The organism is Amycolatopsis minnesotensis (assembly GCF_039529815.1).
In the GTDB taxonomy this organism is placed as follows: domain Bacteria; phylum Actinomycetota; class Actinomycetes; order Mycobacteriales; family Pseudonocardiaceae; genus Amycolatopsis; species Amycolatopsis minnesotensis.
Genome location: NZ_BAAANN010000021.1, coordinates 120,109 through 132,354, shown reverse-complemented (window position 1 = coordinate 132,354; position 12,246 = coordinate 120,109). Strand labels below are relative to the sequence as shown.

Genomic DNA, 12,246 nt, shown 5'->3' with positions numbered 1-12,246 from the left:
CGCTGCGCTGGACCGTCCTCTTCGGACTCTCAGCGCCCGGCGGGCGGGTCGTCGTTCCGCGACGCCGCGGGACGGCGACGGCCGTCCATCTCGGTGCCGCGCATCGTCAGCACCACGATGCACACGGCGCCGACGGTCAACGCGATATCGGCGACGTTCCCGACGAACCAGCCGTTGTAGTCGATGAAGTCCACGACGTGCCCCCTGCCGAAGCCCGGTGCGCGGAACAGCCGGTCGAGCAGGTGCGTGAGCGCGCCGCCGAGCAGGAGGCCGAGCGCGACCGCCCACCCCGGCGAGACCACCTTCGCGGCGAACCACGCGACGGCCACCACCGCCACCGCGGCCAGCACGGTGAAGATCCAGGTGGACCCGGCGCCGATGGAGAACGCGGCACCCGAGTTGTAGAGCAGCCGGAACCGCAGGAACTCGCCGAGTACCGGGATCGGGGCGCGATCGGTGAGCGCGGACTCCGCCCACAGCTTCGTCAGCTGGTCGGCCGCGAGGATCAGCACCGCGACGGCGACGGCGACGCCCCACCGCCGTGGCGACGGCGTGGTGGCGGGTGAGGACGGTTCCGGCTCAGCCATGCCGCCACACTATTCGGTTCGCGATCCGGTGCCGCGAAGCGGTCGGGACGTCAGCCGCTGCCCGCCGCGGACGCCGACGTCGCGGCCACGACCGCCACGACGGCCGCCGACTGCACGGCTTCCACGGCGCGCCGCACCGCGGCCGCGGCCCAATCGCTCTTCGCGATCTCCTTGGCCAGCTGCTTGGCGGCACGCGCGTCCGGCACGTCGAAGACCCTGGTCACCACGTTCATGGCGGACAGCAGCGAAATCAGCGGGCCGGTGCGCTCATCGGGACGGCGCTGCCCGGCCAGTACCGCGGTGATCTCGGTCCGCAGCGCGTCTTCGTGCGCGCTGTCCGCGGCGGGCAGCCGTTCGACCGGGAACAGCCCGAGCACGCGCTTTTCCTGCCTGCGCAGGATTCCCTCGCGCACCAGTTCGTCGGCCAGCTCCTCGCGGAGACCTTTCGCGATCGGGCCGAGGACGTGATCCGGCTTGCGGCCCTCGTTCGCCCGTACGATCTCGGCCGCGGACCGCAGCACCGGGTGCGCGGGCACCTTGCCGTCGAGTGCCTTGACCCGGCCCGGCTTGACGGTGTCCTGCGCACCGCCGACGTCGATCGCGCCGTTGAGCGCGAGCTCGATCAGCACCGCGCCGGCGAGTGCCTTGTCCGGTGCGTGCATCGACGCACTCAGCTTGCCGGACTCGTCGTCGAGCAACAGGAGCAGGAGGTCGTGGGCGAGCAGCATGCGGTTCACCCTACCGGCCGCGAGGGCCACCGGTGGGGTGAACCGCCGCCACTCACAGCCCGGTGAAGACCTGGTCGACCCACGCCTTGTTCTGGTCGGCCCACTGCTTGGCCGCAGCGGCTTCCTGGCCCTTCGGCGCCTTCTGCACGGCGTCCTCGAGCGAGGCGAGCTGCTGGTCGGTCATCTTCAGGTTCTTCGCGATGTTGGCCAGCGCCGGGAAGTCCGCGCCGAAGCCCTTGCGCCCCACCGCGTGGATCTGCTCGCCCTTGCCCATCGCGCCCTGCGGGTCCTGCAGGTCCTTGAGCTGGTACCGGGAGTAGGCCCAGTGCGGGTGCCACAGGGTGACCACGATCGGCTTCTGGTCCTTGATCGCGCCCTCGAGCCCGGCGAGCATCGCCGTCGTCGAGGAGTTCAGCAGCGACATCGAGCCGTCGAGACCGTACTTCGGGATCACGTTGTTCTGCACGATGCCGGTCTCGCCGGCGCTCGCCTCGATACCGGTGATCTTGCCGCCGAAGTCGGCCGCCTTCGCCTTGAGGTCGGCGATGGTGTTGACGTCCTTGACGTAGGTCGGCACGGCGAGGTTCAGCGTCGCGTTGTCGTACCAGACACCGAGGTCTTCGAGCTGGGCGCCGAACTCCTTCCAGTACTTCTCGTGCGTGGCGGGCAGCCAGGCGTCGAGGAACAGGTCGGCGTCGCCCTTGGCCAGCCCGGCGTAGATCGGGCCCGCGTCGAGGAGCTGGAGATCCACCTTGTAGCCCTTGGACTCCAGCACCGTCTTGTACAGATTGGACAGTGCGACGTCCTCGTCCCAGTTGATGTAGGCGATCTTGACGGCCTTCTTGCCCTGCCCGCTGCTGCTGTCGGCCGCACGGCCGCCGCACGCCGCGGTGAGCGCGGCGAGCGAGACCAGCGCGGCACCGATGGCCACGACCTTGCGGAAGCGGTTCACTTTAGACACACCTGTCCTTTCCTGATGGGGTCTCAAGCCTTCTTGGCCAGCCGCTTCGCGCGCCCGACGGCCGAGCGTGCCCCGAACGACGCGGTCAGCCGGTCGAGGTAGATCGCGAGCACGACGACCGCCACGCCCGCTTCGAACCCGGCGCCGACCTGGACGCTCGTGACCGCCGCGTAGACCTCCGCGCCGAGGCCGGGCGCGCCGACCATGCCGGAGATGACCACCATGGACAGCGACAGCATGATGATCTGGTTGATACCGGCCATGATCGACGGCATCGCGAGCGGGATCTGGATCTGGGTGAGGATCTTGGCCCGCGTGGAGCCGAACGCCTCGCCCGCTTCGACCATCTCCTTGTCGACCTGCCGGATGCCGAGCTCGGTCAGCCGGACGCCAGGCGGCAGGGAGAACACCACGGTCGCCACGATCCCCGGCACCGGCCCGATGGTGAAGAAGAAGATCACCGGGATCAGGTAGACGAACGCGGGCAGCGTCTGCATGAAGTCCATCACCGGCTTGATGACCTTGCTCGCGGTTTCGTTGCGCGCGGCCAGGATCCCGACCGGCACCGCGATGAGCACCGCCACGATCCCGGCGATGATCACCTGCGCCAGCGTCTGCATCGCCGAGTCGAACTTGCCGAGGCTGTCGACGAGCCCGAACCCGACCGCCGCGCCGATGGCGAACTTCCAGCCGCGCAGCCACCAGCCGAGCAGGGCGAAGATGATCAGCATGACCAGGCTCGGCGGCCACTGCAGCACGCTCGTGATGCCGTCGAGCGAGCCCTGTACCGCGGTCTCGATCGCGTCGAACAGCGGCCCGATGTTTCCGTCGAGCCAGTGCACCAGGTCGTTGAACCACTCGCCGAGCGGAATGGCGGGCACGTGCCAGCCGTCCGCCAGAATCGCCTCACGCATCGGCGGCCACCTCCTCGGCGCCGTGTGCGCCGCCTTCTTCGATCACGCGTTCCGCCGCCTTCACCGTCTGCCCGAGCGCCGCGAGCAGGGTCGCCCTCGGTATCACGCCGAGCAGTTTGCCGTCGTCGTCGACCACTGCCAGCGGGAGACGGCTTTCCGCCGCGGGCGCGAAGAGTTCGTACACCGGCGTGTCCGGGCCGACCGAGGCGATGTCGCTGCCGATCAGGTCGCGCACCGTGTCCTGCCCGCGCGCCGCCGCCTGCGCGACCGCTTCATCGGTCACGACACCGACCAGGCGGCCGTCGCGTTCGACCACGAACAGCGCGGAGTACTGGTGCTCGCGCATGGTGTGCAGCGCGGCCCTCGGCCCGGCGCCGGAGCCGATCGTGGCGACCGGGTTGGACATCACCGACTCGGCGGTGAGCACGCGCGTCCGGTCGACGTCCTGCACGAACTTGGCCACGTAGTCGTTCGCCGGGTCGTTGAGGATGTCCTCCGCGGTGCCGATCTGCACGATCCGGCCTTCCCGCATCATCGCGACCCGGTCCCCGAGGCGCATCGCCTCGTTGAGGTCGTGCGTGATGAAGATGATGGTCTTGCCCAGCTTCGCCTGCAACGACAGGAGCTGATCCTGCATCTCCTTGCGGATCAACGGGTCCAGCGCGCTGAACGCCTCGTCCATCAGGAGCACGTCGGTGTCCGCGGCCAGCGCCCTCGCCAGCCCGACGCGCTGGCGCATCCCGCCGGAGAGCTGGTCCGGCAGGTGGTCTTCCCAGCCGTTCAGCCCGACGAGGTCGAGCGACTCGCGCGCCTTCGCTTCGCGCTCCTGCTGGCTCATGCCCCGCACTTGCAGGCCGTACGCGGCGTTCTCCAGCACCGTGCGGTGCGGGAAGAGGGCGAAGTGCTGGAAGACCATGCTCATGGTCTGCTGCCGCATTTCCCTGATTTCCCGCCCCGACATCGCCGTGATGTCGGCACCGTCCACATAGACCCGTCCCGAGGTCGCGGGCAGCAATCCGTTGAGCATCCTGATCAGCGTCGACTTGCCGGAGCCGGAAAGCCCCATCACGACGAAGATCTCGCCCTGCTCGACCTCGAACGACGCGTCGATCACCGCGGGCGTGACCCCCGGCACGCCCAGTTCCGACCGGGTGACACCACCTTCCAGCCTGCGCACCGCGTCCTCCGCGCGACGCCCGAACACCTTGTACAGCTTTTCCGCACGAACAGTTGGCAATGGTCTCCTCGTGTCCACCCGGGCTTGTTCCCGAACCGGACCTTACTCGGTGTGACCGATTGCGCCACCGTTTGGGTGAATTTGCAACATAATCGTCGCGGAGTGCCTACATTTAGTGGTTAAGCAACCGCGCTCCGCGAATGCTTCCGGCGGTCGAATTCGAGGCGACGCCGACGCTTTTCGCTGGTCGCGACCAGTTTGGCAGGCGAGAGGGGCCGATCGGGCGCCGGAACCGCCGAAGCGTCCGGGGTGAGGTCCAGCCCACGTGGCTGGGGCACGGCCACCGGCGCCGGTGTGCGCGGAGGGTGCCGGCGCGACTTCATGCACCGGGCGAGGTCGAGCAGCCCGGTGTCGGGCAGGTACGCCTTGCCGAGCGCGATGCCGATCCTCGGCAGATCCGCTTCGTCCCGGAACGCCAGGTAAAGCGGCTCGTACCGCGGCATGAACTTCGCCTTGAACGCGTGCAGGGAACGGAAACCGTAGTACGGCTCGAGCATCGCGCCGAGCGAGTCCATCACCTGCTCGACCGCGGGGGTCCGCGCCTCGCGGTGCGACTTCGCCAGCGGCGCACCGGAAAGCGACACGAACCGCGCGCCTTCGGACTGGAACGCAAGGCAGCTGGAGGCGATGAGGAACTCCATCACCGGCCGGAAGCCGTCGGCGCGGCGGCGCATCACGTCGAGCGTCCAGCCCTCGATCTTCCCGTCACCGGTGTACACCGGCATCCACGAGGTGACACCGTGCACCTCGCCGTCCGCGTCGATCGCGATCCCGACGCGCGTGCGCGGGTCGAGCGCCTCTTCGACGCCGCCGAGGGTGAAGCCCATCTCCGGCATGCCCTTGTCGCCGACCCACTCGTCCGAGATCCGGCGCACCTGCGCGATCAGGCTCCTCGGCTGCTCGGCCAGCGTGACGAGCCGGAACTCGATGTCCTCCTTGCGCGCGCGGTTGATCGACGACCGCACGTCCTGCCACTTCTTGCCGCGGAACTCCAGCGTGTCCAGGTCGAGCAAGGTGTCCTCGGCGACCTGGGCGAGCTGCCAGCCGAGCTGGCGCGCGATCACCGCGGTCTCGGCGGAAACCGAGAACAGGCACGGCACCATGCCGGTGTCGTCGCACATGTCGACGAACTCGTGCACCGCGCGGGCCTTGTCACCGTGCGGGGCCACCGGGTCCCCGACGCCGATCGCCACCCTGGCGTGCTTGCGGTAGGCCACATAGGACCGCCCGTCCGCGGTGCCGAAGTGCGAGTTCTCCGGCCAGGTCGTCATCCACGACAGCGATCCGCCGCCGTGCTCGCCGAGCAGCCGCGTGGCCACGGCGGGATCCGTCGTGCCGTGCTGCCTGCCTGGCCGCAACGGGTGCCGCCGCGAGTGGACGCGGAACGCGCGCCGCGCCGCGACCAGCACGACCAGCTCGGCCGTCCACAGCAGACTGTCCGCGACGAACAGGGGCACGCCGACCGTCCAGTCCGGATTCCCGCCAAGCGCGTCGAGCACGATCAGCGAGGCGGCCACGACACCGGCCAGCACCGAGGCCACGGTCACCGCGATCGCCCAGCGCCACGCCACCCTGCTCCCCCGGCGCATCCAGTTCACGATCAGCGCGACGCCGACGGCCAGAATCGCGACCTCGACGAACGACATGGACGCCACGTCGGACGGACCGAACGGGCCGGTCCTCGGCACCAGCCCCATCACCGCCTGCGCGATGGTCACCAGCACCAGCCCGGAGATCGCGAGCAGCCGCCATTCCCGCTTGTTCGGCGCGCCGGTGCGGCGGGCGCGCCGCTTGCCGACCAGCACACCGGACAGCGGCAGCGCCAGCGCGACCGCGATGAAGTGCACGAGATCGGCGAGCGTGCCGATGTAGATGATCGACACCGCGACGTAGACGCACAGCGCCGCCCTGATGCGCAGCCGCCACGGCGACCGGACGGCGGCGGACACCACCGCGATCGCGACGAGCGCGCCGCCGGAGAACCCGGCGTCGACGCGCACGCCGGCGGCGTCCGCCCAGTCCCAGCCGAAGCCCTGGAAGACCGCGAGGAACAACGCCGCGCCCAGCACGCTGACGAGCTGGCCCACGATGGTGACCGCCATCGTCCGCCTGGTGCCGAGCCGCCACTCGGTGAAGCCGACCAGCAGGGCGAACCCACCGGCCATGGGCAGGTAGAAGACCGGGATCACGGCGAACATCGGCCCGGTGAACAACGTCCACCAGCGGCCCTCCTCCAATGGTGGGAGGCCGTAGCCGAAGTGCGAGAACCACGAAGCGTCCTGCGCGTCGCTCCAGAGCGCGCCGCTCACCACCGCCACGACGAGCATCGCGAACGTGACGGCGGCGGTGAACGGTACCCGGCGGACCAGCAGCATGGTGCCGATACTTCCGCCATGCGGACTCAGTGCGCGTCGGTCACAGGTCTGACCCGGCATCGAACCTGAGAGGGACTCTCAGCGAACGTAGGTCACGCCTTTGGTCTAACCCGAACGCCAGCAGCACGTCTCCCGACGCCACGCAGAGTGACCTTCCCGGACCGCCGCGACCGCGATGACCAGCGCGGCCACGGGATCAGCCCAGCCGGGCCGAACGGGGAGGCGAGCGCGAGCCCCATCAGGAGAACCCCTGAGAGACCGGTGCACGGCCCGCGGCTTCGCGCGGCGGACAGGAACGGCACCACCGCCAGCGACACCGCCACCAGCACGACGTCGGGCGTCGAATGCCGCGTGGTTACGCCTCCGGCTCGCCGCGCAGGTGCGGCGCCTGCGCCTCGAGCAGTTCGAGCTGCGCTCTGATCGCTTCGAAGTCCGAGGCCGCCGAGACGTCGAGTGCGACTCCGCCGGCGCGGTCGAGCGTGGCGGCGAAAGCACGCGCGGCTTCTTCCAGGCGGGCCGAGATCCGTTGCGCCGTCTCACTCGTCTCGTGCCCGTCCCCGCCGGGCGCGAGCGCTTCGCCGTACCGGGCGAGACGCAGGACCTCCTCCAGTTCGGCGTCCATCTTGACACCGAGGTCGACCAGCCAGTCGCGAACGGGACCGGGATCGAGCACCGCGACGAGATCGTGGAACCGGCGCACGGAACCGGCGCACCGCTCGTGGTAGCCGGCCCACAAACCGCCTTCCCGCAACGGGATCCGCCGCTCCACGGGTACCGGCGCGGCCGGGAGCACGGCAGGCCCAAGGGGCGTGGGCAACGCGGGACGGGGCATCGCCGCCCGCGCGAACACCTGGACCACCCCACCGCCCGCGATCCCGATCCCGCCGCCGACGACCAGCCCCGCCAGCGCGGTGATACCGGCGTCCGGGCCGGCGAAGAAACCGCCGAGCCCGAGCACGACGAGCACGAACACGATCCCGGCCAGGCCGCCAACGGCCCAGCCGGACAGGGCGATCATCCCGCGAACCCGCTGCCTCGCGTTCACCGTGCCGCTCCCCTCGCCTGCTCGACGGACTGGCGGAACGTCCACTCGGCGTGGGTGAGGCGCGCACTGACTTCCCGCGACTCCGGTTTCGTCGGATGGCGTACGGCACGGGGGTCCACTGAATACCCGGTGGCGGCGAGCCCGCGCAGTTCCGCGAGATCAGCCGAAAGCGCTTCGGCCGCCCCCGCCGCGCGGTCGCGGGCCTGGCCCGACGGCATCGCCGCCACCTCGGCGTCGAACTGCGCCTTCGCTCGTGCGCAGCCGTCGTACCGCTCGTGCCAGAGTCCTGCGCCAAGCAACTGGCCGTCCTGCCCCGGCGCGGTCGCCGCCCAGCCGAGCGCGGCGCGCTTGACCAGGTAGCCGACGCACAGCCCGGGGATCACCGCCATCAGCGCGGGGACGGCCGCCTCGACGAGCTGCGGCGAGGACGGCAGGGACAACAGGAAGACCAGCACGGTGACCACCGCGGTGCCCAGCAGCACACCGTGTCCGGCCAGGATCCTGCCGACCGGGCCCGCTCCCGGTGTCGGCCCCATCAACGCCCCCCGAAGTTCCGTGCTGACTGGTTGTGACGAGCATACTGGAGGCTCAGTCGGCGGGTGGATGCTCGGCCAGCCAGAGGAAGTCCCGCACCGAGATCACCCCGAGGACCTGCCGGACTCCCGGCGGCATCGCGGCACGCGTCTCGTCGCGGACGACCTCCGGCGAGCAGAGCCGCACCGCGTGCCCCCGCGAGTGGAGCACGCACCCGCCGTCCGCGAGCACGTTCTTCACCCAGTCGGCATCCGGGCCGTAGGTCAGCGCGACGACGTACGCGCCGTCACGGCGGAAGACGTTCACCGGCGTCCGGTACTCCTTGCCGGAGCGCCTGCCCCGGTGCGCCACGATCCCGAATCCCGGCAGGCTGCCCGCGACGCGGTTGCCGACCCGATTCGTCACGACCCGGTTGAACCGGGCGACCCGCTTCGAAAGAACCATGCCATCGAGGATCCTCGTCCGCGGCGCGATCGGCGACTCGGCACCCGCTCGCCCGTTTCCCGGGCACGGCACGGGATCGCGCGCCGGGTTGCTGCAGTTGGCGGTCCACGAAGATCGCCAGCGCTGGCACGCTGAGTACACGCACGACGACGTGCCGTCGACACCGGGGGTCCGCGCCATGACCGTCCTGCCTCGAAGACTCCTCGCCGCCGCACTGGTCCCCGCCGCGCTCCCGCTGGGCGGCACCCCGGTCGCGGCGGCGGCCGAAACCGTTGGCAGCTATACGAACCCGGTCGTCGCTCCGGTCGCGGACACCTTCGCCGACCCGGCGGTCATCCGCGGCAAGGACGGCTCGTGGTACGCCTTCGGCACGAGCGACCCGCTGCGGCAGGGCGAGCGCACCCGGCACCTCGTGCCGATCCTGAAGTCGCCCGACCTCACCCACTGGTCCTACGCCGGTGACACCTTCACGGCCGCGAACAGGCCCGCGTGGGCGGCGCCGGGTGCCGGGCTCTGGGCGCCCGACATCCGTTACGCCGACGGGAAGTACCTCCTCTACTTCACCGTGACCGACACCGTCCTGAACCCCGGCGGCGACTCGGCCATCGGGGTGGCGACGGCTCCGACGCCGGTCGGCCCGTGGACGGACAACGGCGCCCCCGTGGTCTCGCCCCGTCCCAACGGGACCGGCGGCTACCTGTGGACGTTCGACCCCGCGATGGCCACCGGGGACGACGGCACCCGCTGGCTCTACTACGGCTCGTACGAGGGCGGGCTGTCCGTCGTGCCGCTCTCCCCCGGCGGCTTGCGCACGGCGGGACCCGCCACGAAGGTCGCCATCGAGGGACGGTACGAGGGCGCCTACGTGGTGCACCGCGGCGGCTGGTACTACCTCTTCGGCTCCGCGTCGAACTGCTGCGCGGGCCCCACCACCGGGTACAGCGTCTTCGCCGGGCGATCGCGCCTGCCGGCCGGGCCGTTCACCGACCGCGACGGCGTGCCGCTGCTCGCGTCCAGGGCGGGCGGGACACCCGTCATCCAGCCGAACGGCAACACCTGGGTCGGCACCGGGCACAACGCGGTCGTCACCGACGACGCGGGCCAGGACTGGATCGTCTACCACGCCATCGACCGCGCGAAACCCTACCTCGACCAGCCGTACGGGGTGAACCGCAGGCCGATGCTGATCGACCGGCTCGACTGGGTGGACGGCTGGCCGACGGCGAGGGCGGGCGCGGGCGCGTCGACGGGGCCGCGGCGCGCGCCGGTGACCGGTGGCGTGCTGGCCGACCGGTTCGATTCCGGCGCCGCGAACTGGCGGCCTGCCGCGGGCTGGTCCGTCGCACCGGGAGCCGAGCACGACTCCGGCGGCCTGCTGCGGCACCGCGACGGTGCGCCGAGCGCGGACCGGATCGATGCCGTTCGGGCACTTCCCGGCGCCGTGCACCTCGGCGTCGACATCCGGCTCACCGGGGAGTCGGCGGGTTTCGCACTGGCGCGCGGGGTGACCGCGACGCTCGACCGCGCCGCGGGCGCGCTGGTGGTGGACGTGGCTTCCGGCGCACGGCACGACGTCCGCGTTTCACCGCTGCCGAAAGGGTTCCGGTACGACACGTGGCACGTGCTCTCCGTCGAGATCGCCGACGGCCGGATGACCGTCGCGGTGAGCGAGGCCGCGCTCGGAGACCCGATCGTCACGCAGGAGCGCGGGGAGAGCCGGACGCTGCCGGGCCGGTTCGCGTTGACCGCCCGGGGCGGGGCCGAGTTCGACAACGTCACCGCGGCCCCCGCGGCACGTCCCGTGCGCGAAACCGAGGCGCCACCGCGCATCGGCTGGTTCGACGCCTGGCATTCCGACGAGTTCGACGCACCGCTCGGCCCGGTGTGGCACTGGGTCAGGCCGGATCCCGTCGCGACGGCCACCGGCGGCGCACTGCGATGGCCGACGCAGGCGGCGGACCTGGTCGGCGACCACAACGACGCGAGCGTGCTCCTGCGGGACGCGCCGCGGGGCGACTACGTCGTGGAAACCAGGCTGCGCCTCGATCTCGGTACCGACACCTCGCGTGATTTCGAGCAGGCCGGGCTCGTCGCCTACCGGAACGACGACGATTTCGCGCGCCTGTGCGAAGTCGCCATCGGTCCGACCCGCCAGCTCGAGTTCGGCAGGGAAATCCCTTACGCGGCCAGGCTTTCCTACGGCGGCATGGCCTTGACCGCACCGGGTCCGGTGACCTGGCTCCGGCTGGCGCACACCGTAGATCGCACTACCGGCGAGCACCGCTTCCGCGCGGCTTCCAGCACGGACGGCCACGCCTGGCGATGGGGCGGCACCTGGACGTTCGGCGCGGGCGAAGACCCCATGATCGGGCTCGTCTCGCACGGCGGCGCCACCCCGCCCGCCACCGCGCTGTTCGACTACTTCCGCGTCTACCGCTGAGGGCTGCCGGCCTGCCGGTACCGTCCCGGCGCGACATCGAAGGCGCGCTTGAACGCGTGCGCGAAGGCGTACGGGGATTCGTAGCCGACGCGCGTCGCGATCCCGCCGAGCGGCAGGTCGGATTCGCGCAGCAGGCGCGCCGCGCTGGTCATCCGCCACCACGTCAGGTACGCCATCGGAGGACGGCCGACGAGCGCGGTGAAACGGCGCGCGAGCGTCGCCCGCGACGTCCCCGCGAGCCCGGCGAGCGCCTCGACGCTCCACGGCTTTCCCGGCTCTTCGTGCAGTGCGTGCAGCGCCGCTGCCACCACCGGATCGGTCAGTGCCGCCGTCCAGCCGCACCTCCGGCCGGTTTCGGCCTGCTCGTCGAACCAGGCGCGGAGCAGGTAGACGAGCAGCACGTCGAGCAGGGCGGTGACGACCGCGCCCGTGCCCGACCGCGCTCGCCGCACTTCCGCGCCGAGCAGGCCGACGGCGGAGCCGAGTTCGGGATGGCGCCCGGCCCCCGCCGCCACCGCGATCAGGTCCGGCAGCTCGGCCAGCAGCGGGTGCGCCCTGCTGCGGTCGAGGCGGTACTTGCCGCACAGCAGTTCCGTCGTGCCCGTCCCGCCGACCGGCTCCTCCGGCCGCCACCGCTCGAACGGCACGGTGTTCCGCGGCCCGTCGGCGGCGGTGTCGGTCAGCACGTGCCCGCCGCCGCGGGGGAACAGCACCACGTCACCCGCGCCGAGGGTCACCGGTTCGCCGCGCTCGGGGAACACCCGGCAGCCACCGCGGAGCGCGACGTGGAACCCGATCCCGGCATAGGGCGCGAACCCCAGGCTCCACGACGAACCGATCGCGGCGCGCGTCGAAGACGGCTGCCCGGTGCGCATCACGGCGATGGCATCACTGACCACGTCCACCCCCGGAACGTAGTCCATGAGACGCACGCGCATCACTGTGCCGTTCTCGCGCATGGATCCGCTCATCGACGCGACC

General features: G+C 71.1%; 11 protein-coding genes. 1 reads left to right on the top strand and 10 read right to left on the bottom strand.

Annotated elements, in window-relative coordinates:
* Window positions 1–29 precede the first annotated feature (29 nt).
* The 9 genes from lspA to ABD256_RS25570 form a co-directional block, all read right to left on the bottom strand.
* Window positions 30–587 carry a signal peptidase II gene (gene lspA, locus ABD256_RS25615; RefSeq protein ID WP_344423912.1) on the bottom strand — a complete coding sequence of 186 codons (558 nt, stop codon included), beginning with the start codon at window positions 585–587 and terminating at the stop codon, window positions 30–32.
* A 50-nt stretch (window positions 588–637) separates the two neighbouring features.
* Window positions 638–1,315 carry a GOLPH3/VPS74 family protein gene (locus ABD256_RS25610; protein WP_344423909.1) on the bottom strand — a complete coding sequence of 226 codons (678 nt, stop codon included), beginning with the start codon at window positions 1,313–1,315 and terminating at the stop codon, window positions 638–640.
* Between the two features lie 52 nt (window positions 1,316–1,367).
* Complete coding sequence (locus ABD256_RS25605; protein WP_344423906.1) at window positions 1,368–2,276, bottom strand: glycine betaine ABC transporter substrate-binding protein; 909 nt, start codon at window positions 2,274–2,276, stop codon at window positions 1,368–1,370.
* A 23-nt stretch (window positions 2,277–2,299) separates the two neighbouring features.
* Entirely contained in the window at window positions 2,300–3,190 is an 891-nt protein-coding gene (locus ABD256_RS25600) for an ABC transporter permease (protein ID WP_344423903.1), read from the bottom strand.
* Window positions 3,183–4,427, bottom strand: coding sequence for a quaternary amine ABC transporter ATP-binding protein (locus ABD256_RS25595; RefSeq protein ID WP_344423900.1), 1,245 nt, complete (start codon window positions 4,425–4,427; stop codon window positions 3,183–3,185). Before ABD256_RS25595 ends, ABD256_RS25600 begins: the two co-directional genes overlap by 8 nt.
* Before the next feature lie 119 nt (window positions 4,428–4,546).
* Entirely contained in the window at window positions 4,547–6,802 is a 2,256-nt protein-coding gene (locus ABD256_RS25590; protein ID WP_344423898.1) for a bifunctional lysylphosphatidylglycerol flippase/synthetase MprF, read from the bottom strand.
* 355 nt (window positions 6,803–7,157) lie between these two features.
* Entirely contained in the window at window positions 7,158–7,847 is a 690-nt protein-coding gene (locus ABD256_RS25580) for a hypothetical protein (protein ID WP_344423895.1), read from the bottom strand.
* Window positions 7,844–8,383 (bottom strand): hypothetical protein, encoded by a 540-nt coding sequence (locus tag ABD256_RS25575; RefSeq protein WP_344423892.1) that lies wholly within the window; start codon window positions 8,381–8,383, stop codon window positions 7,844–7,846. The genes ABD256_RS25580 and ABD256_RS25575 overlap by 4 nt, the downstream gene beginning before the upstream one ends.
* Window positions 8,384–8,435: 52 nt before the next feature.
* Entirely contained in the window at window positions 8,436–8,825 is a 390-nt protein-coding gene (locus ABD256_RS25570; protein ID WP_344423889.1) for a nitroreductase family deazaflavin-dependent oxidoreductase, read from the bottom strand.
* On the opposite strand from ABD256_RS25570, the gene ABD256_RS25565 reads away from it, so the two are divergent.
* Window positions 8,824–11,265: a family 43 glycosylhydrolase gene (locus ABD256_RS25565; RefSeq protein ID WP_344423887.1), complete on the top strand. Its 2,442-nt coding sequence runs from the start codon at window positions 8,824–8,826 to the stop codon at window positions 11,263–11,265. The two genes, ABD256_RS25570 and ABD256_RS25565, sit on opposite strands and share 2 nt — an antisense overlap.
* On the opposite strand, the gene ABD256_RS25560 is transcribed toward ABD256_RS25565, so the two are convergent.
* Window positions 11,256–12,170, bottom strand: a complete 915-nt coding sequence (locus tag ABD256_RS25560; protein ID WP_425546521.1) for an AraC family transcriptional regulator — start codon at window positions 12,168–12,170, stop codon at window positions 11,256–11,258. The two genes, ABD256_RS25565 and ABD256_RS25560, sit on opposite strands and share 10 nt — an antisense overlap.
* Between the last annotated feature and the right edge of the window lie 76 nt (window positions 12,171–12,246).